Raw genomic sequence first — 26,778 nt, 5'->3', positions numbered from 1 at the left:
AGGTGACTCGCGCCTCGCGCCCGTCCCCTGGAGTGGACCCATGCATCGTCAGATCGCCGGAAGGCTGACCGGCCGCGTCACCAAGTGGATCGTGCTCGCCCTGTGGCTGGTCGCCTTCGGCGTCATGGGCAGCTTCGCGGGCAAGCTCACCGACGTACAGAACAACGAGGCCGCCTCCTGGCTGCCGGGGAACGCGGAGTCCACGCGCGCCCTGGACAAGCTGGGGCCGTTCCAGGACCCGAACGCGATCCCGACGACCGTGGTCTACGAGAAGGACTCCGGGTTCACCGCGGCCGACCTCGCCACCCTGCAGAAGCAGGCCGGCGAGCTGCAGGCGATGGACGACGTCGAGGGCAAGGTGATCGGGCCGATCCCCTCCAGGGACGGCAAGGCGGTCCAGACAACCGTGACGTTCGACCTCGGGTCCAACGGGTGGAACCTGATGCCCGACATCGCGAAGGACATCAAGGACATCACGGCGCTCGACGGCACCGAGGTCTACATCGCCGGGGCGGGCGGCTCGGCCGTGGACTCCTTCGAGTCCTTCGAGGGGCTCGACAGCAGCCTGCTGGTCGCGGCCCTCGGCGTGGTCATCGTGCTGCTGTTGCTCACCTACCGCAGCCCGATCCTGTGGATCCTGCCGATCTTCTCCGTGGTGGTCGCGCTGGTCACCTCCCTGGGGGTGATCTACTTCCTGGCGAAGTACGCCGACCTGACCGTCAACGGGCAGAGCCAGGCGATCGTGTCGATCCTGGTGATCGGGGCCGGGACCGACTACGCGTTGCTGCTCGTCGCGCGGTACCGAGAAGAGCTCCGTCGTCACGACGACCGGCACGAGGCGATGGCGGTCGCGCTGCACCGGGCCACCCCGGCCATCATCGCCAGCGGGAGCACGGTGATCGTGGGCATGCTGTGCCTGCTGCTCGCCGAGATGAACTCGACCGCGGGGCTGGGGCCGGTGTGCGCGATCGGCGTGGGGGTCGCGCTGCTGGCGATGATCACGCTGCTGCCCGCCCTGCTGGTGATCTTCGGCCGGTGGATGTTCTGGCCCAAGCGCCCGACGTTCGGCTCCGAGGAGCCGACCAGCCGCGGGCTGTGGGCGCGGGTGGGCCAGTTCATCGCCCCGCGGCCGCGCAGGGTCTGGGTGGTCACCGCGGCCTGCCTCGGGGCCGCAGCGCTCGGCGTACTCACCCTGAACACCAACGGGCTCTCCGCCGAGGACACCTACACCCAGGAGTTCGAGTCGGTCACCGGCCAGCAGGTGCTCACCGAGCACGGCCTCGCGGACGCCTCCACACCGCTGCAGGTGGTCGCAAACGCGGACCGGGCCGACGCAGTGGCGCAGGCCCTGCGCGGCGTGGAGAACCTCGAGCCGCCGAGCCGACCGGTGGTCCAGGACGGGGTCGCGTTCATCAGCTCGAACCTGACCGTCGACTCCACCTCCGACGCAGCCTTCGACACGGTCGACGAGGCACGCGCAGCGGTGCACGGGGTCGACGGGGCGGACGCACTGGTGGGCGGCAGCTCCGCGATCCTCGCCGACATGCTGGAGGCGAACGCCCGGGACTCCCAGGTGATCATCCCGGTGACGCTGCTCGTGGTGCTGCTGATCCTGATGGTGCTGCTCCGAGCCGTCGCCTCGCCGCTGATCCTGATCGCCACGGTGGTGCTCTCCTTCGGCGCCGCCCTCGGCTTGAGCGCCCTGGCGTTCACCTACCTGTTCGACTACCCCGGCGTGGATCCCAGCTTCCCGCTGTTCGTCTTCGTCTTCCTGGTCTCCCTGGGCATCGACTACAACATCTTCTTGATGACCCGGGTGCGCGAGGAGACGATGACCCGCGGGACCCGGGCCGGGTCGCTGGTGGCGCTCTCGGCCACCGGCGGGGTGATCACCTCGGCCGGGCTGGTGCTCGCCGCGACGTTCGCGGTGCTGGCGTCCCTGCCACTGGTGTTCCTGGTCGAGCTCGGCTTCGCGGTCGCGCTCGGGGTCATCCTGGACACGATCATCGTCCGCTCGGTGCTCGTGACCGCGATCAACCTCGACCTCGGCGCGAAGATCTGGTGGCCCAGCGGGCTCGACCGCGCCGGTGGGCACGGCGGGGCGGGGGCGGTCCCCGGCCGATCGTCGGAGCAGAGCGAGCGCAGCGACGTACGCGTGCGGACCTGAGGAGGGCGGCCCCGAGGTGGCGCCACGACCCTGACACCAATACTGTCAGCGTCATGAAGCTCTCCACGATGTTGATGTACGACGGAAACCCGCGCTCCGCCGCCGACCAGGTCGTCGGGCTGGAGAAGGCCGGAATCGACACGGTCTGGGTGGCCGAGGCCTACGGCTTCGACTCCCCCACGCTGATGGGCTACCTGGCCGCCGTGACCGAGACCGTCGAGATCGGCGCCGCGATCCTCAACGTCTACTCGCGCACGCCGACGCTGCTCGCGCAGACCGCCGCTGGCCTCGACAACGTCTCCGGCGGGCGCGCCATCCTCGGCCTCGGCGCCTCGGGCCCGCAGGTCATCGAGGGCTGGCACGGGATGCCGTACAGCAAGCCCCTGGGACGCACCAAGGAGGCGATCGAGATCATCCGCGCCGCCCTGCGCCGCGAGGTGATCGAGTACGACGGGAAGAGCTTCCACCTCCCCCTGCCGCAGGGTGAGGGCACCGGGCTCGGCAAGCCGCTGAAGATGCTGACCCGCCCCGAGCGCAGCAGCGTCCCGATCTACATCGCCGCCCTCGGGCCGAAGTCGGTCGAGGGCGCCGCGGAGTACGCCGACGGCTGGCTGCCGTTCATGTACAGCCCCGAGGGCGCCGCCCAGGTCTGGGGCGACGCGATCGCCGCCGGCACCGCCAAGCGCAGCGAGGACCTGGCGCCACTGGAGATCTCCGCGGGCGGGCTCGTCGCGATCGGCGACGACGTCAAGGGCTTCCTCGACTTCGCCCGCCCGATGGCCGCGCTCTACATCGGCGGCATGGGTGCCCGGGGCAAGAACTTCTACAACGAGCTCGCCTGCAAGTACGGCTACGAGGCCGAGGCCAAGGAGATCCAGGACCTCTACCTCGACGGCAAGAAGAAGGAGGCCGAGGCGGCAGTGCCGCTCGAGCTGCTCGAGCGCACCAACCTCGTCGGCCCCGAGGGCTACATCAAGGAGCGGATCGCGGCCTTCCGCGAGTCCGGCGTGACCAACCTCCAGGTGGCCCCGGCCAGCGACGACCCGGCCGGGCTGGTGCGCCAGCTCAAGGAATGGGTCAGCTGAACCGGCGCCGGTTCGCCGCGCGCGGGCGGGGTCCGACAGCGGGCCCTGCCCGCGTGGGCCCGGCACGCGGCTAGCCTGAAGCACGATGAGCGACCAGCCGGCCACCAGGCCCACCCCCCAGCAGACTCGCCGGGCGATCGCACGCGCCGAGCGCGGCGCCGCCCTGGACCTCGCCGAGGCCGCGGTGCTGCTGGAGGCGCGCGGCGAGGACCTCCAGCGACTGGCCGCCGTGGCCGCACGAGTCCGGGACGCGGGCCTGGTCACCGCGGGCCGGCCGGGGACCGTGACCTACTCCCCGAAGGTGTTCATCCCGGTCACCCGGCTGTGCCGCGACCGCTGCCACTACTGCACGTTCGTCACCACGCCGGGGCACCTCGAGCGCGCCGGCGAGGCGCCCTACCTCTCCCCCGACGAGATCCTCGAGATCGCCCGCCAGGGTGCCGAGCTCGGCTGCGCGGAGGCGCTGTTCACCCTCGGTGACCGGCCCGAGGACCGCTGGCCCGAGGCACAGGCCTGGCTGGACGCGGAGGGTTACGACTCCACCCTGGCCTACGTGCGCGCGATGGCCGTGCGCGTGCTGGAGGAGACCGGGCTGCTGCCCCACCTCAACCCCGGGGTGATGTCGTGGGAGGAGATGAACCGGCTCAAGCCGGTCTCCCCCTCGATGGGGATGATGCTCGAGACCACCTCGCGACGCCTGTTCGAGGTCAAGGGCGAGGCCCACCACGGCTCCCCCGACAAGGACCCGGCCGTGCGCGTGCGCGTGCTCGAGGACGCCGGCCGGCTCGGCGTACCGTTCACGACCGGGCTGCTGATCGGCATCGGCGAGACCGTGACCGAGCGCGCGGAGTCGCTCTTCGAGCTGCGCCGCGTGGCCCGGCAGTACGGCAACGTCCAGGAAGTCATCATCCAGAACTTCCGCGCCAAGCCCGACACCGCGATGCGGCACACCGACGACCTCGCCCTCGAGGAGTACCTCGCCGCGATCGCCGTCTCCCGGATCGTGCTCGGCCCCAAGGTCCGGCTGCAGGCTCCCCCCAACCTCGTCGACCTCGAGGAGTGCACTGCCCTGCTCGGGGCCGGCGTCGACGACTGGGGCGGCGTCTCCCCGCTCACCCCCGACCACGTGAACCCCGAGCGTCCCTGGCCCTCCCTGGAGCGGCTGCGCTCGATCACCGAGTCCGCCGGGTTCACCCTGCGCGGGCGTCTCACCGCGCACCCGGAGTACGTCCTGGCCGGCGAGCCGTGGATCGACCCCCGCGTCTCGGCCCACGTGGCCGCCCTCGCCGACGACGACGGCCTGCTGCGAGACGGCGTACGCCCGGTCGGCCACCCCTGGCAGGAGCCCGACGGCGGCTTCGCGGTCGCCGGCTCCGGCAAGGGCCGCACCGACCTGCACGCCAGCGTCGACACCGAGGGCCGCACCAACGACCGCCGCTCCGACTTCGACGAGATCTACGGGGACTGGGACTCGCTCAAGGAGGGGATAGTCCGAGACAGTCCCGTCGCGGAATCGGTCAGTTCGGGACGGAAACGTCGCGGACTATCCGGTACGGCGGCACTCAAGGCAGCCGAGCGCGATCCCGGCAACCTCAGCGACGAGCACGCGCTCACCCTGATGACTGCCGAGGGCGAGCTGCTCGACCAGGTGTGCAAGCTGGCCGACGACCTGCGGCGGGAGACCGTCGGCGACGACGTCACCTACGTGGTCAACCGGAACATCAACTTCACCAACGTCTGCTACGTCGGCTGCCGGTTCTGCGCGTTCGCGCAGCGGCGTACCGACGCCGATGCCTACTCGCTCTCGCTGAGCCAGGTCGCGGACCGGGCCGAGGAGGCCTGGAACCTCGGCGCCACCGAGGTCTGCATGCAGGGCGGGATCGACCCCGAGCTCCCCGGTACGGCGTACTTCGACCTCGCCGCCGCCGTGAAGCAGCGGGTGCCGCAGATGCACGTACACGCGTTCTCGCCGATGGAGATCGTCAACGGCTCCAGCCGCACCGGGCTGTCCTTCGAGGACTTCCTGATCAAGGCCCGCGAGTCCGGCCTCGACACCATCCCGGGCACCGCGGCCGAGATCCTCGACGACGAGGTCCGCTGGGTGCTCACCAAGGGCAAGCTGCCCACCGCCACCTGGATCGACGTGGTCAGCACCGCACACCGCGTGGGGGTGCGGTCGAGCTCGACGATGATGTACGGGCACGTGGACAACCCGCGGCACTGGGTGCAGCACCTGCGGGTGCTCTCCCGGATCCAGGACGAGACCGGCGGGTTCACCGAGTTCGTGCCGCTGCCGTTCGTGCACACCTCCTCGCCGATCTACCTCGCCGGCGTCGCCCGGCCGGGCCCGAGCCTGCGCGACAACCTCGCGGTGCACGCGATGGCCCGGATCCTGCTGCACGGCCGGATCTCCAACATCCAGACCAGCTGGGTCAAGCTCGGTGTCGAGGGCACCCGGGCGATGCTCCAGGCCGGCGCCAACGACGTCGGCGGCACCCTGATGGAGGAGACGATCTCCCGGATGGCGGGCTCCGAGCACGGGTCGGCCAAGACGGTCGCGGAGCTGGTGGAGATCGGCGCCGGCATCGACCGGCCGGTCGTCGAGCGCACCACGACGTACGCCGCCCGCTAGTCCGCCGCCGCAGGCCCTTGACTTAGTTCAAGAGTCGTATAAAAGTAAGGGATGGCCGACTCACCCCTCGTCCTCGGCATCGACTCCTCGACCCAGTCGACCAAGGCCCTCCTCGTGGACGCCTCCGACGGCACCGTCGTGGAGCAGCGCTCCGCCGCGCACCCGCCCGGCACCTCCGTGGACCCGCGGGCCTGGATCGCGGCGCTGGAGGAGGCCGCGGGACCGCTGCTCCCCCGCGCGGCAGCGGTGGCGGTGGGAGGCCAGCAGCACGGCGCGGTGATGCTCGACGAGTCCGGCGAACCGGTGCGGGACGCACTGCTGTGGAACGACCTCCGCAGTTCCGCGGCCGGCGAGGAGCTGGTCGCGGAGCTCGGCGGCCCCGACGCCTGCGCCGAGCTGACCGGGAGCGTGCTCACCGGCTCCTTCACGGTGACCAAGCTGCGCTGGCTGCGCGACCACGAGCCCGACGCCGCTGCGCGGGTGGACCGGGTGCTGCTCCCCCACGACTACCTCACCTGGCACCTCGCCGGGAGACCCGAGGAAGCGACGACCGACCGCGGGGACGCCTCCGGGACCGGGTACTTCTCCACCCGCGAGGACATCTGGCTCCCCGACGTGCTCGAGCGCGCCCTGGGCCGCGGCGTACGCCTGCCCCGGGTCGCCGCCCCTGCCGAGGTGGTGGCCACCCGGGACGGGGCCGTGATCGCGCCGGGCACCGGCGACAACATGGCCGCGGCTCTCGGCCTGGAGCTGGGTCAGGGCGACGTCGCGGTCTCGATCGGCACCTCCGGCGTCGCCTCCGCGGTGACCACCGAGGCGGTCGCCGACGGCACCGGGCAGGTCTCCGGGTTCGCCGACGCCACCGGGCGGTTCCTGCCGCTCGCGTGCACGATCAACGCCGCCCGCATCCTCGAGCTCGCCGCCCGGCTCCTCGACGTCGACCACGACGGCCTCGCGGAGCTGGCGATGCAGTCCGAGCCCGGCGCCCACGGCCTGACCCTGCTGCCCTACCTCGACGGCGAACGTACGCCGAACCGGCCCGACGCCACCGGCACCCTGCACGGGCTGACCACCGCGACCACGCGCGCCGACCTCGCCCGCGCCCACGTGGAGGGGCTGCTGTTCAGCCTGGCCGACGCGGTGGACGCCCTCGCGGCGGTCTCGGGGGCGACCGCCGAGCGCCTGCTGCTGATCGGCGGGGCGGCGCGCAACCCGGCCGTGCTCGCGTTGGCCCCCCTGGTCCTCGGCGAGCCCGTCGTGGTCCCGGCCCCCGGGGAGTACGTCGCCCTGGGCGCGGCCCGCCAGGCCGCCTGGGCCCTCTCGGGCGCGCCGACACCACCCGTCTGGAAGGTGTCCACCACCGAGCTGCCCACCGGTCGCACCGTCGCCGGTCTCCGCGAGAACTACCACCTGCTGCGCGAACGCACCGCCAACTGGAAACCACGAGAGGCACAGCCATGAGCGACTTCACCCCCACCCCGGAAGACAAGTTCTCCTTCGGTCTCTGGACCGTCCAGTACGGCGGCCGCGACCCGTTCGGGGAGCCCACCCGGCCCCCGATGGACCCGGTACGCGCCGTGCAGAAGCTGGCGGAGATCGGCGCCTACGGGATCAACTTCCACGACGACGACGTGGTCCCCTTCGGCTCCGACGACGCCACCCGCGAGCGGATCCTCGACGGACTGCGCAAGGCCCTCGCCGAGACCGGCCTGGTGGTCACCACCGCCACCACGAACCTGTTCTCCCACCCGGTGTTCAAGGACGGAGCGTTCACCTCCAACAACCGGGAGGTGCGCCGGTTCGCCCTGAAGAAGGTGATGCGCAACATCGACCTCGCCGCCGAGCTCGGCGCCAAGGTCTACGTGGCCTGGGGCGGCCGCGAGGGCGCGGAGTCGGGTGCCTCCAAGGACGTGATCACTGCGCTGGACCGCTACCGCGAGGCGTTCAACATCCTCGGCGACTTCGTCACCGACCGCGGCTACGACCTCCGGTTCGCGATCGAGCCCAAGCCCAACGAGCCCCGTGGCGACATCCTGCTGCCGACCGCCGGGCACGCGATGGCGTTCATCGAGACCCTCGACCGGCCCGAGATGGTCGGGGTCAACCCCGAGGTCGGCCACGAGGAGATGGCCGGGCTCAACGCCGCGGCGGGGTACGCGCAGGCGCTGTGGCAGGGCAAGCTCTTCCACATCGACCTCAACGGCCAGAACGGGCCGAGGTACGACCAGGACCTGCGCTTCGGTGCCGGCAACGTGCGCGGAGCCTTCTGGGTGGTCGACACCCTGCTCGCCGGCGGGTACGACGGCCCGGTGCACTTCGACTTCAAGACCCCCCGCACCGAGGACGACAACGGGGTCTGGGTCGCCGCGCAGGCGTGCATGCGCAACTACCTGATCCTGCGCGAGAAGGCCCTCGCGTTCCGCGCCGACCCGGAGGTGCAGGACGCCCTCAAGCAGGCCCAGCTGCCCGAGCTCGCCGTACCCACCCTGGCCGAGGGCGAGAGCTGGAGCGACCTGGAGGCCGCGGACGTGCCCGACGTCGATGCGCTCGGGGCCCGTGACACGTCCTTCGAGCGGCTCGACCAGCTGGCGCTCGAGCACCTCTACGGGCTGCGCCCCTGAGCGTGCAGGCCGACGCTGGTCCCGCGGCCACCGACGAGGTACGCCGCCGCAACACCGCGCTCGTGCTGCGGCTGCTGCGCGAGGCCGGCTCGTTGAGCCGGGCGGACCTGGCGCGGCGCTCGGGGCTCGCGAAGGCCACGGTCGGGACGATCGTCACGCAGCTCGAGCGTGCCGGGGCGGTGAGCGCGGGCGAGAGCGAGTCGACCGGGCGGGGCCGTCCCAGCACTCCCCTGGCGCTGGCCGGGCGCAACCTGGCCGGGCTCGGGATCGAGGTGAACGTCGACTACATGACCGCCACCGCGCTCGACCTGGCCGGTCGCGAGCTGTTCTTCGAGGAGCGCCCGGTCGAGCCCGGGGCCGCCCGGCTCGGCGACGTGCTGGGGATCGTGCGCGAGCACGTGGAGCGCCTCGCGACCGACGGAGTCTCGCTGCTCGGCCTGACCATCGCGGTCCCGGGGCTGATCGACCACGACCGCGGCGTGGTCGTCGCCGCCCCCAACCTCGGCTGGACCGAGGTCGCGCTCGCCGACGCCGTCCGCGCCGACCTCGGGCCGGGCATCCGCGTCGCCGTCGACAACGACGCGAACTGCGCGGCCCGCGCCGAGCGGGTGCACGGGGTCGCGGCGGGCATCGACGACTTCGTCTACCTGACCGGCACGGTGGGCCTCGGCGCCGGGGTGTTCAGCGGAGGCCGGGTGCTGCGCGGATCCCGCGGACTGGCCGGGGAGGTCGGGCACCTCCGCGTCGGGGACGACCAGCACGTCTGCGCGTGCGGGCGCACCGGCTGCTGGGAGGCTCTCGTCGGTCAGCGCGCACTCGCCCAGGCGACCGGGGTGCCGGTCCGGCCGGGCGAGGACCCGGTGTCTTACGCCGACCGGCTCGTCGCCGCGCCTGATGCCGTCGACGGCCTCGCCGTGGTCGCCGACGCGCTCGGCCGCGGGGTGGCCCAGCTGGCCCTCACCCTGGACCCGCGGATGGTGGTCCTCGGCGGAGCGTTCGTACCGCTCGGCGAGCTCCTGGTCCCCGCAGTCGAGGCCGCCCTGGACGCGAGCTTCACCGGCGCCGGCTGCACCGTCACCCTGAGCACCCTCGGCCTGCATGCCGCCTCCACAGGCGCAGCAGTCGACGCCCTGGACGAGGTCTACGCCGGCACCCGCCCCCTGCCCGCCTGAGGCTGGGGGCACCACAAGGTGGTCGAGCAGCGAGCGGTGGGGCGAGACCACGTGGAGAGCCGGGCGGCGGGCCTACGCCGGGGCACGCGCCCGAAAGGTGGTCGAGCAGCGAGCGCCAGCGAGCGGATAGTCGAGACCACTCAGGGTGACCCGACAAGCAGCCGTACGCCGAAGCACGCGACCACATGGTGGTCGAGCAGCCTGGGTCGCGCGCCCCGGCGTACACCCGCCCCTCGGGGTACTTCTAGCTCCCGGCTCACCTGACGTGGTCTCGACTATCCGCTCGCTTCGCTCGCTGCTCGACCACCTTGGGTCTCGCCCCCAGCCCGTCAGCCGAGGATCTCGGCCACTGCTCCCTGGGAGCGCTCCAGGGACTCGGCCGGGTTGGCGAGGAGGTCGGTGAAGGCGAGCTCGGCGGCTCCGATGATCACGGAGTCGCCGCCCAGCCAGGGGAGGACGATCTGGACCTGTTCGGCGGGCGCGCGCAGGGCCCACTCGTCGAGTGCCTCCAGGACGTCCTCGCGGACCAGGGGGAAGACCCAGCGGAGCACGCCGCCGAGGATGACCATCTCGGGGTTGAACACGTTCACCAGGCCGCCGAGGCCCAGGCCGAGCGAGCGGCCCAGCCGCCGCAGCTCGGGGGACACTCCCGGTCCGGGCTGCAGGTAGTCGGCCAGCCGGTGGATCGCCTCGGGCGGGCAGCCGACCGCCTCGGCGACCGCGTGCGAGCCGATCTCCACCTCCCAGCAGCCGACGTTGCCGCAGCGGCAGGTGTGCCCGCGGGGGTTGAAGGGCTGGTGGCCGATCTCGCCGGCGTACCCGCTGGCTCCCCGCATCGGTGATCCCCCGACGATCACACCGCCACCGACGCCGACGTCGCAGGAGATGAAGATCAGGTCGGACTTGTGCCGCCCGACGCCACGCGTGTGCTCGGAAAGCGCCCCCATCTCGGCGTCGTTGCCCAGGTGTACCGGCACCCGGCCGCCGAGCCTGCTGGAGATCATCGAGCTCAGCGCCACGTCGGTCCAGCCGAGGTTGGGCGCGAACCGGACCAGGCCGACGCGGTCGGTCACCACGGCGGGTACGGCGATGCCGACGCCCACCAGGCGCCCGTCCGGACCCGCGCTCCTCAACGTGGAGCGCATCATCTCCACGAGCGAGTCGAACAGCTCGTCGGGATCGGGATCACTCGGCGTCGCCATGGACACCCGGTCCAGGGGCAGCCCGCCGAGGCCGACCCTGGCGACGTCGACCGTGTCCACGCCCAGCTCGGCGGCCAGCACGAAGACGCCTTCCGGGTTCGGGTTCACGTCGATCGACGGCCGGCCGGCTCCGGCGCGCGGCCCCGCTCCGACGAGCGGGATCGACTGGCGTACGGCGTCGAGGTCCTCGAGCTCGCGGACGAGGTCGGCGATCGTGGACCGGTTCAGCCCCATCCGCTCGGTCAGCTGCGCGCGCGAGATGCCTCCCGAGCGGTGGACATGGCCGAGCAGCGTGCCGAGGTTGTGGCGTCGTACGGCGCCCTGGTTGGTGCCCGCGCCACGACGGGCCCGGTCGGCCACCGTCACGTCCCCGTGGCGGACCGGCGTCGGCGCGTGATCGCGTCGACCGATGCGGCGAGGAGGAGGACGCTGCCGGTGATGATGTAGTTGATGTACGCCGACTGGTTCAGCAGGCCGAGGCCGTTGTCGATCGTGGCGATCACCAGACCGCCGATCACCGCGTCGCGGATCTTGCCCTTGCCGCCGAAGAGGCTGGTTCCGCCGATGACCGCGGCAGCCACGGCGTAGAGGAGCACGTTGCCCCCGCCCGACCCGGGTGAGACCTTTCCGGTGTACGACGCGCTGATGATGCCGCTGAGCACCGCCATGCTCGAGCAGATCACGAACGCGGAGACCTTCAGCCGGTCCACCGGGATGCCGGCTCGCCGCGCCGCCTCGGTGTTGCCGCCGACGGCGTAGATGTGCCGACCGTAAGGGGTACGACTGAAGACCAGCGTCCAGAAGATCAGCAGGGCGCCCACGACGAACACGGCGTACGGGATGCCCTCGATGACGAAGGTCGGGACCCGGCTCCGGTTCTTGCTCAGGACGAACGTCATCCCGAGCAGGACGACGCACAGGGCCACGAACTTGAACGCCACCAGCGAGTTCGGCGGGCGGTGCAGGTTCTTGCTCGCCAGCCGCGCCTGCCGCCAGAACAGCAACGCACCATAGGCCGCCAGCAGTGCGACCATCACGATCCAGCCGGTGAGGACGGGCATCGACTTGATCGTGATTGCTCGCAGCACCTCGTCGCGCACCGGGATCGTGCCGCCGAGCCCGATCAGCTTCAGGATCACACCCTGCAGACCGAGGTAGAACGCGAGGGTCACCACGAACGAGGGGATCCCCAGCTTGGCGACCAGCACCCCGATGGCGAGCCCTACGAGAGCGCCGACGAGGAGCCCGATCAGCACCGCGACCGGCCAGCCGAGGTCGTGCCGGTCGATGGCCACCGCCGTGAAGCCAGCCGCCATGCCACCGGCGACGCCTGCGGACAGGTCGATCTCCCCGAGCAGCAGGACCGGGACCAGCCCCATGGCGAGCACGGAGATGGCGGATGCCTGAACCAGCAGGTTGGCGATGTTCAGGGTGCTGGTGAAGGTGTCCGGGCGCAGGGCGGAGAACACGATGAACAGCACTACCAGGCCCAGGATCGCCGGAAGCATCCCCATGTCGCCGCCGCGGAGCCGGTCACGGTAGGCCCGGAACGAGTCGCTGAGGGAAGCGCTGGCCTGGTCGTCGGCGAAATCCGCCGCGGCGAGGCTCGGCGCGGCGCCGGTGGACGCGGTGTCCTTCGGAGTGGTCGTCACGTCGCTCCTAGGCCGACTCGGCCGCGGTGGCGGCCGAGATGCCGATGTCTCCGGACCGCCCGGCTGTGATCAGCTCGACGATCTGGCTGTGGTTGGTCTCGCTCGTCTTCAGGTCCGCCGCGACCCGGCCCAGGAACAGGGCGGTGACCCGGTCGGAGACCTCGATGACGTCGAGCATGTTGTGGGAGATCAGCACGACGCCGAGCCCGTTGTCCGCGAGGCGCCGGACCAGGTCGAGAACCTGCCGGGTCTGTGCCACTCCCAGCGCCGCGGTCGGCTCGTCGAGGAGCACCACCTTGGAGTTCCACAGCACTGCCTTGGCAATGGCCACGGTCTGGCGCTGGCCGCCGGAGAGCGATGCGACGCTCTGCCGCACCGACTTCACCGTGCGGACCGAGAGCGAGGCCAGGGTGCTGCGCGCGCGATCCTCCATGGTCAGCTCGTCGAGCAGGACTCCCCCGGTCAGGGTCTCGCGACCCAGGAACATGTTCTGGACGATGTCGAGGTTGTCGCACAGCGCGAGGTCCTGGTAGACGACCTCGACACCGAGAGCGGCAGCGTCCTTCGGAGTGTGCAGAGTGACCGGCTTGCCCTCGAAGAGGAACTCACCGGAGTCCGCGCGGTTGATGCCTGCCACGGTCTTGACCAGGGTCGACTTGCCGGCCCCGTTGTCACCCACCAGAGCGGTCACCTGGCCGGGATAGACCTTCAGGCTCACGTCGTGGAGCACCTGGACAGCGCCGAAGCTCTTGTTCACTCCACGCAGTTCGAGCAGGGGTTGGGTCATGACGCCTCCGAGGTCGGTCGGGACGAGAGGTGCGGGAAAGGAGGTCGAGCCACGAGGGCCCGGTCCCGGTGAGGAAGACCGGACCCGACGTGGTGATCGTCTGCCGGGTCAGGAGATCCCGGCCGCCTCGCACTCCTTCTCGAAGCCCTTGCAGACGTCGGCGGCCTTCTGTCCACCGTCGTCGATCACGGCCTTCACGTTCTCCTTGGTCACCGCGACCGGGTCGAGCAGGACCGAGGGGACCTCGCGCTTGCCCTCCGGGTCCTGCGAGGTGCCGTTGGTGTCGCCCTTCTCGCCCTTGGTCAGGCCGATGGCCAGGTCCGCGAGTGCTCCGGACTCTTCCTTGGCGGACTTGTAGACGGTCATGCACTGGGTGCCCCCGAGCACGTCCTGGAGACCCTGGACCGTCGCGTCCTGACCGGTGACCGGGACCTTGCCGGCGACACCGTTCTTCTCCAGGATCGCGATGGCCGAGCCTCCGAGCCCGTCGTTGGCGGCGAGCACGCCGTCGATCTTCCCCTTGTTCTGGGTGAACATCTGCTCGAAGATGTTGCCGGCCTCCTCGTTGTCCCAGCCGGGGACGGCCTGCTCGGCAACCTTCGTGTAGTTCTTGTTCGCGTCCAGCACCGAGTGCGCGCCCTTGGAGAACGAGGTCGCGTTGGAGTCGTCGGGCGAGCCGTTGAGGAAGACGATGTTGGCCTTGGTGTCCTGGCCGAGGCACTTCTGCAGCCCCTCCCCCTGGAGCTGGCCCACCTTCTCGTTGTCGAAGGAGACGTAGTACGCCGCGGAGCCGCCCAGGGTGAGCCGGTCGTAGTCGATCGTCGCGATGCCCTGGTTCTTGGCCTTCTCCTGGATCGCGGCGCCGGAGGCGTTGTCGAGGTTGACGATGGCCAGCACGGTGACGCCGCTGGAGATCATCGAGTCGGCGATCTGGGCCATCTTGTCGGCGTCGCCCTGCGCGTTCTGGATGTCGTAGTCGACGCCGGCCTCCTTGAACGCCGCCTCGAGGGCCGGACGGTCGGCGGTCTCCCAGCGCACCGAGGACTCGGTGTCGGGGAGGATCACCCCGACCTTGGCCTCGGACGCGCCGCTGCTGTCGCCGCTGTCGCTCTTCTTCTCGCTGTCACTGCCGCACGCGCTCAGGGTCAGGGAGAGCCCCAACGCACCAGCGACGAGTAGAACCGGGATCCGCTTCACGCAGATCGCCTCCTTTTGTGAGGTCACCGGCCCACTGCCCATGGTTCCCGTGCGGGTCGGAGAGGTAATAGTTGGTCGCGCCAACGTAACCTTCGTCACATTCCCGGTCTAGTGGTCTCGAACAACAAATGCCCGACGCCTACACCGGTCTAGACAGGTGTGAGGCGCCGGGCATCGCTGTTGAGTCACCGCTGCGGGTCGACGACCGCCTTCAGGCAGGTGGGGTCCGAGGACAGCGCGTCCAGGGCCGCGGCGTACTCCTCGAGCCCGAACCGGTGGGTGACCAGGCCGTCGGTGCGCACTCGTCCCGAGCGCAGCATCGCCAGCGATCGGTCCATGCAGTTCACCTGGGCGAAGGAGCCCTTGACCGCGAGCTGGCGACGGAAGATGTCGTAGGGGCGCCACTGCACCCGGTCCTCCTCCTCGCACATCCCGTAGACGAACACGGTGCCGTTGGCCCGCACGAGATCGGGCAGCAGCTGCACCACCGAGGACGCGCCCGTCACGTCGATCGCGACGTCGAACCCGTCCGGCTGCAGCGCATGCAGGGTCTCGAAGGTGGCCTCGGCGTCGCGGGTGATCTGCACGACCCGGTCCACGCCGTACGACGAGGCCAGCACGAGCTTGAACTCGGTGGGAGCCGCGACCGTTACGCGGCCCGCTCCCCCGTGGACGAGCAGCTGTGCCAGCAGCAGCCCGGTCGTGCCGGACCCGATCATCAGCACGTCGGCACCGGGCTCGAGGCCCAGCACGTCCATCCCGTGCACCGCGCAGGCGAGCGGCTCGGCGAACACCGCGACCTCGTCGGGCAGGTCGTCGATCGGGTAGACCTTGTGCGCCGGGCTGACCAGCGAGTCGGCGAAACCGCCGGGAGCGTTGACGCCCAGGGACAGGAAGCTCTCGCAGAACAGGTGCTGGCCGCGCGAGCACTCAGGACAGCGCCCGCACGCCGAGGCGTTGTCGACCGCGACCCGCTGCCCGGGGACGAGGTGATCCACCCCGGCGCCGACCTCGCGGACGACGCCGACGCTCTCGTGCCCCGGCGTCAGCGGGAACTCCGCGAAGAACCCGCCGGCGTGCAGGTGCAGGTCGGTGCCGCAGACCCCGGCCAGGGTGACGTCGACGACGACCTCACCGGCACCCGCGCGAGGCGTCGGGACCTCCTCGAGGGCGAACTCGCGCGGTGCCGAGTAGACCAAGGCGCGCATCAGTGCAGCTGGACCGAGGCGACGGCGGCGAGCTGGTTGCGGATGTAGGAGTTCGCGTGCCGACCGAGGTCGTCACCGTCCTGCCACAGGTTGCGCCAGATCCCGAGCATGTTGCTCAGGTCCTCGTGCACGACGGCGGAGGAGAACGACTCGAACACGACCGGGCCGTCGAACCCGATCGTGGCGAGGCCACGGAAGAAGCCGTCGAAGTCGACTGTCCCCGAGCCCAGGTAGCCGCGGTGGCTCTCCCCGATGTGCACGTAGCCCAGCCGATCGCCGGCGGCGAGGACCGGGGTGATCATGTCCGGCTCCTCGATGTTCATGTGGTAGGTGTCCAGGTGCACCGAGAGGTTCGAGGAGCCGGTCTCCTCGACGAAGCGCAGCGCCTGCCTGCTGGTGTTCAGCAGGTTCGACTCGTAGCGGTTGACCACCTCGACCCCGACCTTGATCCCCAGGGTGGCGGCGCGCTCGGCGATCCGGCCGATCGCCTCCTGGCTGTGCCGGCGGTTGAGGTCGGTCGCGGGCGCCATGTACTTGCGCATCGCGCTGTAGATCACGCCGACGAGGTGGGTGCCGCCCACCTCGGCGAGGAACTCCAGGCAGCGGCCGAGGAGGTCCTCCCCGGCGGCCACGATCTCCGGATCCTCGCTGGAGAGGTCGGTAAGCTCGGAGAGTCCCAGGGAGGCGGTCGCGGCGAGGCCTGAGTCGGCCAGCACCTTGCGGACCGAGGCCGCGTCGGCCTTGTCCGGATCCATCAACGGGATCTCGATGAGGTCGAAGCCCGCCGCGGCGGTCTTCTCGACCGCGAGCCGCAGGCCCGCGTCGTCGAAGGTTCCAGTCCACACGGAGGCGTGGCACCCGATCTGCATGGTCGTCCTTTCGAGGCCCCGAGAGGGACCGGTCAGAGCTGGGGGTGGATGACGGCCTTGACCGAGTCGGCAACGCGGCTGCCCAGCGTGAGGGCGTCCGCGGTCTCCGCGAGCGGGAAGTGGTGGGTCACCAGCGGCGCGACGTCGATGCGCCCCGAGGAGACCAGCTCGATCGCGAGCGGCCAGGTGTGGTTGTAGCGGTTGACCAGGCTCAGGGTCAGCTCGTTGACGTTGAGCTGCGAGAGAGGCAGGCCGATCGCCTCCTCCTTGGACATCCCGATCATCGCCGCCCGACCCGCGGGACGCAGCCGGCGCATGGCCTCGCCGAGCACCCCCGGAGCGCCCGAGCACTCGAGGAGCACGTCGAAGCGGTCCTCGGTGGGGGCGTCGCTGCGCTCGGTCTCGAAGCCCATGTCGCGGGCGATCCCGAGCCGGAAGTCGGAGAGGTCGGTGACGGTGACCTTGCCGGCGCCCAGGGCGCGCGCGGACGCGGCGGCCAGCAGCCCGACAGGACCGGCGCCGGTGACGAGCACCTCGTCGCCACCCGCGAGACCGGCGCGCTTGCAGCCCCAGATGCCCACCGACAGCGGCTCGAGGAGCGCGCCCTCCTCGTAGGTCATCTCGTCGGGGATCGGGTAGAGGTTGCGCGAGTCGATCGTCATCTTCTCCAGCAGCGCACCGTCGTAGGGCGGCGTCGCGAGGAAGACCAGGTCGGGGCACAGGTGGTAGCGCCCGGCCATGCACTCGTGGCAGTTGCGGCACGGCGTACCCGGCTCGACCGCGACGCGGTCACCGACGGCGACGTTGGTGACGTCGCTGCCGACCGCGATCACCTGGCCGGAGACCTCGTGGCCCAGGATGATCGGGCCGTCGACGACGTAGTCGCCGATGCGCCCCACCTTGTAGTAGGCGGTGTCGGAGCCGCAGACACCCACGGCCTCCACCCGCACCACTGCCTGCTGGGGGGACGGGTCCAGCTCGGGACGCTCCTCGATGACGATGTTCTCGAGCTCGGTCATGACTGCTGCGCGGTTAGCCACGGTGTTGCCTCTCTTGAGGGACGTGCACGTCGGTTGGGTCAGGCCCGGCCGTGTGAGACACGAGACTTGCGGGCCACGGAGTCGATCGCAACCGCGACGGCCAGGACGAGCCCGGTGATCACGAAGCGGTACGACGAGTCCAGGTTGAGCAGGGTGAGGCCGCTGGCGATCGCCGAGATCACCAGTACCCCGAGCAGGGCGGAGAACGCGCTGCCCCGGCCACCGAAGAGGCTGGTGCCACCGATCACGGCGGCGGCGATGGCGTTCAGGTTCACGTCACCCGTGCCGCTGCTGAGGTTCGCGGACGCCAGCCGGCCGGCGGCGAGGAGACCACCGACGCAGGCGAGCAACGAGCACAGCATGAACGCGCTGAGGTAGACGTTGCGGACGTTGATGCCGGACCGGCGAGCGGCCTCGGCGTTGCCGCCCACCGCGAGCAGCGAGCGTCCCCACCGGGTGCGGGTGATCGCGTAGTTGAGCAGCAGCACCAGACCCACGAAGAACACGACCATCCAGCCGACGCCGCGGTCCTGGTTGAGGTACCAGACCACCAGCCCGAGGACGACGACCAGGGCCACCGACCGCAGCACCAGCGTGCTGACCGAACGCGCGGACAGGTTGGCCTTGCGCCGGCGGGTCATGGTCTCGAACCCGGTGAGGAACAGGGCCAGGCCGGCGAGGACCACCAGCACGTAGGAGAGCCAGTGCGGCACGAACGCCAGCTGGGCGAAGTGCACCAGGGTGGAGTCGAAGGGCAGGTTGACCGAGCCCTTGTCACCGAGGATCGCGAGCTGCAGGCCGAGGAACGCGAGCAGGCCGGACAGGGACGCCACGAAGCTGGGCATGCCGAACTTGGTCAGCAGGATGCCGTAGAGCAGCCCGATCGCCAGGGCCACCAGGCAGGCGACGCCGACGGCCAGGATCCAGTTCCAGTCGTGGCGCACGAACAGCACCGCGACGATGGCGCCGGAGAAGCCGCTCACCGAGCCGACCGAGAGGTCGATCTCACCGACGAGCAGGACGCACACGATGCCGAGCGCGATCACGCCCACCGCGCACATGTCGAGGATGAGGTTGACCATGTTGCCGCTGGAGAGGAACACCGGGTTCAGGATCTGGAAGACCGTCCCGATGAACAGCAGCCCGACGATCACGGGAAGCGCGCCCACGTCGCCGGCCTTGACGCTGCGCCAGAAGGTAGCGAGGGATCCCTTGATCCCCTGGCTCTGGCTGAGGCGCTCGTCGCTCTGGTCGAGGTTGGGCAGCTGCGTGGTGCTCATCGGTTCTCCTCCTCGACGGAGCCGTCGGCGACGGCGGGGTGCTCGGTGCCCTGCAACCGGTCACGACGACGCGTGACCACGTTGTCGCTGGCACCGGTGATGGCGGCGACGACCTCCTCGGAGGAGACGGTGCGCGCGTCGAACTCGCCGTTGTTGCGGCCGAGCCGGAGCACCACCACCCGGTCGGCGACCGCGCGGACGTCCTCCATGTTGTGGCTGATCATGATCACGCCGAGCCCGCGCTCGCGGAGCCGCTCGATCAGGTCGAGGACCTCCGCGGTCTGTGCCACACCGAGAGCCGCCGTGGGCTCGTCGAGGATGATGACGCGCGGGTCGCCGAGGAGCGAGCGGGCGATCGCGACCGTCTGTCGCTGGCCGCCCGAGAGCGAGGCGATCGGGATCCGGACGGTGGGGATCTTCGCCGAGAGCTGGCGCAGCAGCTCCCACGACTTGACCTCCATCGCCACCTCGTCGAGCCGGAACGGCGAGAGCTCCTGGCCGAGGAAGAGGTTCTCGACGACGTTGAGGTTCTCGCACAGGGCGAGGTCCTGGAACACGGTGGCGATGCCGAGGCGGATGGCCGAGCTCGGGTCGGAGATCTGCACCTCCGAGCCGTCGAAGGCGATCGCTCCCGAGTTGGCCTGGTGCACGCCCGCGAGCACCTTGACCAGCGTCGACTTGCCGGCGCCGTTGTCGCCGACGATCGCGACCACCTCGCCGGCTCGTACGTCGAGATCGATGTCGGTCAGTGCGTTGACGGCACCGAACGTCTTGCTGACTCCGCGAAGACTCAGCAGCGCGGTCTGCGGCGTGGCGGGTGCAGCATTCATCGCTTCTCCTCAATCAGGTTGTCTCCCCCGAACCGGTCGCCGGGGCCCGCGTGGGGGACGCGGGCCCCGGCGTGGATCAGGAGATGCCGAGCTTGGCGCAGGCTGCGGCGTACTCCTTGGTGCACAGCTCCTTGGCCGTGTTGATCTTCTTGTCGATGATCTCGGCCTTGAAGTTCTCCGCGGTCACCAGCGTGGGCTCGTAGAGCTTGGTCGGGGAGCCGAACAGCTCCTCGGGAGAATCGGGCTTGTCACCGTTGATGAAGTCGGCGACGACCTCGGCCGCGGCTCCGCCGACGATCTCGCTCGGCTTGCTGATGGTGTTGTACTGGTCACCGGAGATGATCAGCTGCAGGCCCGCGACGGTGGCGTCGTTGCCGCTCACCGGAGGGTTGGGGTTCATCCCGGCGGCCTTGAACGCAGCGATCGTGCCGCCGGCGGTGCCGTCGTTGGCAGCGACCACGCCGACGATCTTCTTGCCGAAGCGAGCGATCTGGCCGGCCACCCACTTCTGGGCGTTCTCGGGCTTCCAGTCGATGGTGTCGTACTCCGCCAGGACCTTCAGGCCGCTGTCGTCGACGCCGTTGTGGATGCCCTTCTTGATCAGGCCGGCGGCCGCGTCGGTGGGCGAGCCGTTGACGATCAGGATCCCGGAGCCGGCCGGGACGGGAGCGGTCTTGACCTTCTCGACCAGCGAGGTGGCGATCTGCTCGCCGAGCGCCTCGTTGTCGAAGGAGACGTAGAAGTCCACCTTCGCGTCCGGGATCGGACGGTCGTAGGCGATCACCTTCACGCCCTTGGCGTGGGCCGCGTTGACCATGGTCACCGCCGCGGCGGAGTCGACCGGGTCGAGCACGATCGCCTTGGCGCCCTGCGCCAGCGCGGAGTTGAACTGCTGCTGCTGCTTGTTGGCGTCGCCGTCAGCGTTGTTGTAGAGCGGGGTGCAGTCGTCGCACAGCTCCTTGAGCCTCTTCTCGAAGCCCGGGCGGTCGTGCAGCTCGTAGCGCGTCGAGCCGGTGTCCGGCATCAGGAAGGCCACCTTGGTGGACCCCGATCCCCCGCTGCCACCGTCGTCGCTGCCGCATGCAGCGGCCGTCCCGGCGAGCAGCAGAACGCCTGCTGCCGCAAGGGCCTTCCGTGCGAAATGCCTTGCCATGGTGAGTCTCCCTCGGTGAGTTGTGCCGGCCTCGCGATCACCTTGACCCCGATTTTGAATCGTGTCAAAACTTGCCGGTCCGGCGATGCTAGGGTCCGGCTTGAAACGTGTCAACCATCACAGCCTCGGCCCACGAACCGGAGATCCCATGGACAGCGAGCGCCGCGTCGGCATCAAGGACGTGGCCCGGCACGCCGGCGTCTCGCAGGGCACCGTCTCCAACGTGCTGAACCATCCCGACCGGGTGAGCGGTCCCCGCCGGGAGGCGGTGGAGCAGGCCATCGAGAAGCTCGGCTACGTCCGCCACGAAGCTGCGCGGCACCTGCGTGCCGGGTCCTCCACCACGATCGGGCTGCTGCTGCTGGACGCCTGGAACCCCGGCTTCATCGACATCGCGCGCGGGGTCGAGGACACCACCACCGACCACGGCTGGACCGTGCTGATCTCCAACAGCGCCCGTGACAGCGAGCGGGAGAACGCCTACCTGCGGCTGTTCTCCGAGCGCCGCGTGGCGGGGTTGATCGTGGTCCCCCACGACCGGTTCGCCGAGGGGCTGCACCAGGTCCGGGCGATCGGCCTGCCGGTCGTGGTGGTGGACCGCGACGAGAGCGGCGAGCCCGGCATGTCGGTCGCCGTGGACGACATCGCGGGCGGGGAGCTCGCCGCGCGGCACCTGATCGAGCTCGGGCACCGGCACCTCGGGTTCGTCGGCGACGAGGAGTCCGCCGGCCCGGTGCACGAGCGGCTGGCCGGAGTCCGCAAGGCGGTCGCCGACTCGGCGTACGACGTGCGGCTCGACGTGCTGCCCGCGGACCTCAGCGCGGACGCCGGACGCGTGGTGGGCGACCAGCTGGCCGCGATGCCACCCCTGGAGCGGCCCACGGCCCTGACCGCGGCGATCGACCTGCTCGCCTTCGGGGTCCTCCAGTCGCTGCTGCAGCACGGCATCCGCGTGCCCGAGGACATCTCGCTGATGGGGTACGACGACATCCCGTTCTCCCGCCAGCTCTCGGTGCCCCTCTCGACCGTGCGCCGACCCCACTACGAGATGGGCGTGGCGGCTGCTGAGATGCTCACCGAGACACTGGCTGGTGACCCGCGCGAGGAGCGGCACGTGGTCTTCGAGCCCGAGCTGGTCGTGCGGGACTCGACCACCAGCCCTGCGACCAGACGACCGGAGACGAGGACGAGACGATGAGCGAGCTGCTGCTGGGGATCGACCTCGGGACCGCGAGCAGCAAGGCCGTGCTGACCACGCCGGACGGCCAGATCGTGGCCACCGCCGTACGCCCCCGTCCGCGCAGCGTGCTGATGCCGTTCCCGGGCCACAACGAGGTCGACGCGGAGGCCGTGTGGTGGGGCGACGTCGTCTCGCTGACCAGGGAGCTGACGCAGGCCGCCGCCGGGCGCAGGATTGCCGCGCTCTGCGTGAGCGGCGTCGGCCCGTGCCTGCTGCTCGGCGACGACGACGCGAACCCGGTGCGCCCCGCGATCCTCTACGGGATCGACTCGCGCGCGACCGCGGAGATCGCGGAGCTCGACCGGCGCCTGGGCAGCGAGGAGGTGCTGCGCCGCTGCGGCACCCCGCTGACCACGCAGGCTGTCGGCCCCAAGGCGCTGTGGCTGCAGCGGCACGAGCCCGACGCCTGGGCCCGGGCCACCCGGTGGTTCAACTCCAGCTCGTTCGTGGTGCAGCGCCTCAGCGGCGAGTACGTCCTGGACCACCACACCGCGAGCCAGTCTGTGCCGCTCTACGACATCGAGGCCAACACCTGGAACGACGACTGGTACGACGAGGTGATGGGCTCGATGGCGCGCCCCCGTCTCGTCTGGTCCACGGAGATCGTGGGCTCGGTGACCGAGGCCGCCGCGGCCGAGACCGGTCTCGCCGCGGGCACGCCGGTGTGCGCCGGCACCGTGGACGCCTGGGCCGAGGCGTTCAGCGGCGGGGTGCGGTCTCCGGGTGACCTGATGCTGATGTACGGCTCCACGATGTTCTTCGTCCAGGAGCTCGCCGACTTCGCCCGGCACCCCCAGCTGTGGAACACGATGGGGGTCGCCCCGGGCAGCAAGTGCCTGGCAGCGGGCATGTCCACCTCGGGAAGCCTCACCGGGTGGGTGCAGAGCCTGGTCGGCGACGTCCCGTTCGGGACCCTGGTGGAGGAGGCGGCCGCCGTACCCGCCGGGTCCGACGGGCTGCTCCTGCTGCCCTACTTCGCGGGCGAGCGGACCCCGATCTTCGACCACCACGCTCGCGGCGTGCTCGCCGGGCTCACCCTGCGCCACCAGCGCGGGCACATCTTCCGCGCGGTCTACGAGGGCATCGCCTTCGGAATCCGGCAGATCCTCGAGCTGCTCGACACCGAGACCAACCCGGTCACCCGGCTGGTCGCCGTCGGCGGCGGCACCCAGGGCCGGTTGTGGACCCAGGTGGTCAGCGACATCACCGGCCGCGAGCAGGAGGTCCCGGAGCAGACTATCGGCGCCAGCTACGGCGACGCCCTGATGGCCGCGATCGGCAGCGGCCTCGTGCCCGCGGAGACCGACTGGGCCAGGGTGGCCGACGTGATCGAGCCCGACCCGGCGGTCAAGCCGCTCTACGACGAGCTCTACGGCCTGTACTCCTCGCTGTACCCCGCCACCCGCGAGCACGCCCACGCACTGGCGAGGATCCAGGAGCTCGGCTCCCAGAAGTGACCGGAGCTGGGCTCCCAGGGGGTCAGCCGAGCAGCACCGGCACCGACTCCACGCCGTAGACGATGCTGAGCATCCGGTAGTCGAGGTCCTCGGAGGGGACCGCGAGCCGCATGTCCGGGAACCGCTTCGCCAGCGCGGGGAAGGCCATCTTCAGCTCCATCCGGGCGAGCTCGGCGCCCACGCAGCGGTGGAAGCCGTAGCCGAACGCGAGGTGGGAGGTGGTGGCCCGGTCGAGGTCGATGTGGTCGCCCGTCGTCGACCGGGGATCGCGGTTGGCGGCCGGGAGCGAGCAGACGATGACCGACCCCTCGGTGATGCGCTTGCCGCCGATCTCCACGTCACGCTTGACGAAGCGCGGGAACGCGACCTGGACCACGGAGAGCTGGCGCAGCAGCTCGTCCACGATCGGGCCGACGCTGGTGGGGTCGTCGACGAGGCTCTTCCACAGCTCGCGGTTCTCCAGCAGCACGGCGGTGCCGAGCGCCAGCATCGAGGCGCTGGTCTCCAGTCCCCCGGTGAACACCCCGTCGGCCAGGCCCCCGAGGTCGAAGTCGTTGATCTCGTCGCCGTGCTCGCGCACGATCTGGCCGATCAGGCCCGGGCCGGGGTTGAGCCGCTGGCGGCTCGCCTCCGCCAGGAGGAACTCGCGGGAGCCGCCGATCGCACCGATCGAGCTCTGCGCGCCCTTGGAGATGTCGAAGCGTGCCGTTGCCAGCCTGCTGAACGTCTCCCGCTCCTCGTCGGGCAGGCCGAGGAGGTCGCAGATCACCAGGAACGGGATCGGGAACGCGAACGTCGGGACGAGGTCGACCTGACGTCCCTGCTCCCCCGCCGTCTCGATCTCGGAGACCTGCCTCTCCACGATGGAGGCGATGCCCGGCCGGATCCGCTCGAGGCGGCGCATCGTGAACTCCGGGGTGAGCAGGCGACGCAGCCGGGTGTGGTCCGGGGGGTCGGTGAAGCCGAGGCCACCGAAGTCCCCGTCGGTCACGGACCCGCGCCGGCCCATGTAGGGCCGGATGTCCGTGGAGTACGACGTGGCGTCGGAGAGCACCTCGCGGGACTCGGCGTCCCCGGTGACCAGCCACACGTCGAGCCCCATCACGGAGACGAGCTTCTGGACCGGGTCCTCGTCGCGCATGGCACTCAGCCGCGGGCTCGGGGACATCACGTCGCGGCGCAGCGGCCACGACAACGAGTCCGGGACCTTCTCCATCCGGGACAGGTCGATCCCTCCGGCGCGTGCGACCAGCCGCTGGCGCACGGCCTTCTTCACCGACATCATCAAGCTCATCCCACACCCCCTCGCACCAGACGTCTGACTGTGAAGTCTACGAAGTCCCCGGCTCGGCAGCCATCAGGAACACCCCCGTGGACCCTCCTGGTCCTGGCCGGGGAGGGGCCGGGGTCCACCCCGGCGCTACTCCCACTCGATGGTGCCCGGGGGCTTGCTGGTGATGTCCAGGGTGACCCGGTTGACCTCGCGGACCTCGTTGGTGATCCGCGTCGAGATCGTCTCGAGCACCTCGTAGGGCACCCGCGCCCAGTCGGCGGTCATCGCGTCCTCGGAGGTCACCGGGCGCAGCACGATCGGGTGGCCGTAGGTGCGTCCGTCACCCTGTACGCCGACCGAGCGGATGTCGGCGAGGAGCACCACCGGGAACTGCCAGATGTCGCGGTCCAGTCCGGAGCGGGTCAGCTCCTCGCGCGCGATCGCGTCGGCCTCGCGGAGGATGTCGAGCCGCTCGCGGTCGACCGATCCGATGATCCGGATGGCCAGGCCCGGCCCGGGGAACGGGTGCCGCCAGACGATCTCCGCCGGGAGCCCCAGCTGCTCACCGACGAGGCGGACCTCGTCCTTGAACAGCGTGCGCAGGGGCTCGACGAGCTCGAACTCCAGGTCGTCGGGCAGTCCGCCCACGTTGTGGTGCGACTTGATGTTGGAGGTGCCCGCGCCACCGCCGGACTCGACGACGTCGGGGTACAAGGTGCCCTGGACCAGGTAGGCGACCTTGGTCCCCTCCTCGGCCATCGACTTCGCGAGCACGTCGGCCTCGGCGGCCTCGAAGACCCGGATGAACTCCCGGCCGATGATCTTGCGCTTCTCCTCGGGGTCGCTGACCCCTTCGAGCGCGTCGAGGAAGCGCTTCTCCGCGTCCACGACGTGGAGGTCCACGCCGGTCGCGGCCACGAAGTCGCGCTCGACCTGCTCGGCCTCGCCCTTGCGCAGCAGCCCGTGGTCGACGAACACACAGGTCAGCCGGTCCCCGATCGCACGCTGTACGACGGCCGCGGCCACCGCGGAGTCGACCCCGCCGGACAGGCCGCAGATCGCCCGGCCGGAGTCGCCGATCTGCTCGCGGATCCGCTCGATCTGCTCCTCGACGATGTTGACCATCGTCCAGGTCGGCCGGCAGCCGGCGATGTCGAGCAGGAAGTGCTCGAGCACCCGCTGGCCGTGCTCGGAGTGCAGCACCTCGGGGTGCCACTGGACGCCGGCAAGGCGTCGCTCGGTGTTCTCGAACGCCGCGACCGGGGTGGCCGCGGTCTGCGCGAGCACCTCGAAGCCCTCGGGTGCGCGTCGCACGGAGTCGCCGTGCGACATCCAGACGCGGTGCTGGGCCGGGATGTCGGCGAGCAGGGTGCCGGGAGTGGTGACCTCCACCGGCGTACGCCCGAACTCGGAGACGCCGGTGCGGGCGACCTCGCCGCCGAGCACCTGGGCCATCGCCTGGAAGCCGTAGCACATGCCGAACACCGGGACCTCGGCCTCGAAGAGGTCGGCGTCCACGTGGGGGGCGCCCGGTGAGTACACGGAGGAGGGCCCGCCGGAGAGGATGATCGCGGCGGGCCTGCGGGCCAGCATCTCCGCGACGGGCATGGAGTGCGGGACGATCTCGGAGTAGACCTTGGCCTCACGTACCCGGCGAGCGATCAGCTGGGCGTACTGGGCTCCGAAGTCGACGACGAGAACGAGGTCGTGGTCGCTCAAGTTGGGCCCTTTCAGCGGAGATTTTCGTTCCTCTGAGTCTGTCAGAGAAAAATCTGGGATTCCGCGCGGGGGCGCATAACCCGATCGGGCAGGTGTCGTTGGTCCGAGCAGATCCGGTGTGACTGCTCCCTCCCAGGCCGGGTCGAACTGGTCCGCCCCCGCGTGGATCTCCCAGGGTCCGACCACCTCCCTCC

20 protein-coding genes are annotated in these 26,778 nt (G+C 70.6%); 8 read left to right on the top strand and 12 right to left on the bottom strand.

The annotated features are described in order from the left end of the window. Window positions 1-40 precede the first annotated feature (40 nt). From AC4BGC_RS03350 to AC4BGC_RS03325, 6 genes are all read left to right on the top strand, one after another. Complete coding sequence (locus AC4BGC_RS03350) at window positions 41-2,167, top strand: MMPL family transporter (RefSeq protein ID WP_490554307.1); 2,127 nt, start codon at window positions 41-43, stop codon at window positions 2,165-2,167. A gap of 53 nt (window positions 2,168-2,220) precedes the next feature. Beyond that, entirely contained in the window at window positions 2,221-3,252 is a 1,032-nt protein-coding gene (locus AC4BGC_RS03345) for an LLM class F420-dependent oxidoreductase (RefSeq protein WP_490546149.1), read from the top strand. An 85-nt stretch (window positions 3,253-3,337) separates the two neighbouring features. Beyond that, complete coding sequence (locus AC4BGC_RS03340; RefSeq protein ID WP_490554306.1) at window positions 3,338-5,884, top strand: bifunctional FO biosynthesis protein CofGH; 2,547 nt, start codon at window positions 3,338-3,340, stop codon at window positions 5,882-5,884. 51 nt (window positions 5,885-5,935) lie between these two features. Continuing rightward, the gene (xylB, locus tag AC4BGC_RS03335) at window positions 5,936-7,345 is read left to right on the top strand and encodes a xylulokinase (protein WP_490554305.1); all 1,410 of its coding nucleotides are present in this window, start codon (window positions 5,936-5,938) and stop codon (window positions 7,343-7,345) included. Beyond that, entirely contained in the window at window positions 7,342-8,505 is a 1,164-nt protein-coding gene (gene xylA, locus AC4BGC_RS03330; protein WP_490554304.1) for a xylose isomerase, read from the top strand. Before xylB ends, xylA begins: the two co-directional genes overlap by 4 nt. A gap of 2 nt (window positions 8,506-8,507) precedes the next feature. Beyond that, entirely contained in the window at window positions 8,508-9,677 is a 1,170-nt protein-coding gene (locus AC4BGC_RS03325; protein WP_490554303.1) for an ROK family protein, read from the top strand. Between the two features lie 329 nt (window positions 9,678-10,006). On the opposite strand, the gene AC4BGC_RS03320 is transcribed toward AC4BGC_RS03325, so the two are convergent. From AC4BGC_RS03320 to AC4BGC_RS03275, 10 genes are all read right to left on the bottom strand, one after another. After that, complete coding sequence (locus AC4BGC_RS03320; protein ID WP_490554302.1) at window positions 10,007-11,239, bottom strand: ROK family protein; 1,233 nt, start codon at window positions 11,237-11,239, stop codon at window positions 10,007-10,009. A gap of 2 nt (window positions 11,240-11,241) precedes the next feature. Then, window positions 11,242-12,531, bottom strand: a complete 1,290-nt coding sequence (locus AC4BGC_RS03315; protein ID WP_490546155.1) for a sugar ABC transporter permease — start codon at window positions 12,529-12,531, stop codon at window positions 11,242-11,244. Window positions 12,532-12,538: 7 nt separating this feature from the next. After that, complete coding sequence (locus tag AC4BGC_RS03310; protein ID WP_490546156.1) at window positions 12,539-13,318, bottom strand: ATP-binding cassette domain-containing protein; 780 nt, start codon at window positions 13,316-13,318, stop codon at window positions 12,539-12,541. Window positions 13,319-13,426: 108 nt separating this feature from the next. Further along, a complete protein-coding gene (locus tag AC4BGC_RS03305; protein WP_490554301.1) occupies window positions 13,427-14,542 on the bottom strand; it encodes a sugar ABC transporter substrate-binding protein in 1,116 nt (371 codons plus the stop codon). Between the two features lie 158 nt (window positions 14,543-14,700). Beyond that, the gene (locus AC4BGC_RS03300; protein WP_490554299.1) at window positions 14,701-15,723 is read right to left on the bottom strand and encodes a zinc-dependent alcohol dehydrogenase family protein; all 1,023 of its coding nucleotides are present in this window, start codon (window positions 15,721-15,723) and stop codon (window positions 14,701-14,703) included. Continuing rightward, a complete protein-coding gene (locus AC4BGC_RS03295; protein ID WP_490554297.1) occupies window positions 15,723-16,592 on the bottom strand; it encodes a sugar phosphate isomerase/epimerase family protein in 870 nt (289 codons plus the stop codon). Before AC4BGC_RS03295 ends, AC4BGC_RS03300 begins: the two co-directional genes overlap by 1 nt. A gap of 32 nt (window positions 16,593-16,624) precedes the next feature. Beyond that, window positions 16,625-17,611 carry an NAD(P)-dependent alcohol dehydrogenase gene (locus AC4BGC_RS03290; RefSeq protein ID WP_490554296.1) on the bottom strand — a complete coding sequence of 329 codons (987 nt, stop codon included), beginning with the start codon at window positions 17,609-17,611 and terminating at the stop codon, window positions 16,625-16,627. 59 nt (window positions 17,612-17,670) lie between these two features. Then, window positions 17,671-18,912: a sugar ABC transporter permease gene (locus AC4BGC_RS03285; protein WP_490546161.1), complete on the bottom strand. Its 1,242-nt coding sequence runs from the start codon at window positions 18,910-18,912 to the stop codon at window positions 17,671-17,673. After that, window positions 18,909-19,742 (bottom strand): ATP-binding cassette domain-containing protein, encoded by an 834-nt coding sequence (locus AC4BGC_RS03280; protein WP_490554294.1) that lies wholly within the window; start codon window positions 19,740-19,742, stop codon window positions 18,909-18,911. Before AC4BGC_RS03280 ends, AC4BGC_RS03285 begins: the two co-directional genes overlap by 4 nt. A 76-nt stretch (window positions 19,743-19,818) precedes the next feature. Then, window positions 19,819-20,895 (bottom strand): ABC transporter substrate-binding protein, encoded by a 1,077-nt coding sequence (locus AC4BGC_RS03275; protein ID WP_490554292.1) that lies wholly within the window; start codon window positions 20,893-20,895, stop codon window positions 19,819-19,821. A 148-nt stretch (window positions 20,896-21,043) separates the two neighbouring features. Here AC4BGC_RS03275 and AC4BGC_RS03270 point away from each other — a divergent pair, with 148 nt between their 5' ends. Both AC4BGC_RS03270 and AC4BGC_RS03265 read left to right on the top strand, forming a co-directional pair. Then, window positions 21,044-22,093 carry a LacI family DNA-binding transcriptional regulator gene (locus AC4BGC_RS03270; RefSeq protein ID WP_490554290.1) on the top strand — a complete coding sequence of 350 codons (1,050 nt, stop codon included), beginning with the start codon at window positions 21,044-21,046 and terminating at the stop codon, window positions 22,091-22,093. Then, complete coding sequence (locus AC4BGC_RS03265) at window positions 22,090-23,592, top strand: FGGY-family carbohydrate kinase (RefSeq protein WP_490554288.1); 1,503 nt, start codon at window positions 22,090-22,092, stop codon at window positions 23,590-23,592. Before AC4BGC_RS03270 ends, AC4BGC_RS03265 begins: the two co-directional genes overlap by 4 nt. Window positions 23,593-23,614: 22 nt before the next feature. Here the strand turns inward: AC4BGC_RS03265 and AC4BGC_RS03260 are convergent, their stop codons facing one another. Continuing rightward, entirely contained in the window at window positions 23,615-24,886 is a 1,272-nt protein-coding gene (locus AC4BGC_RS03260; RefSeq protein WP_490546166.1) for a cytochrome P450, read from the bottom strand. 126 nt (window positions 24,887-25,012) lie between these two features. Then, complete coding sequence (guaA, locus tag AC4BGC_RS03255; protein WP_490554287.1) at window positions 25,013-26,584, bottom strand: glutamine-hydrolyzing GMP synthase; 1,572 nt, start codon at window positions 26,582-26,584, stop codon at window positions 25,013-25,015. Window positions 26,585-26,778 lie beyond the last annotated feature (194 nt).

This window comes from Nocardioides sp. Z38_18, assembly GCF_058215695.1.
Note: the sequence above shows the minus strand (reverse complement) of the source record. Positions and strands in the feature narration are given on the sequence as shown.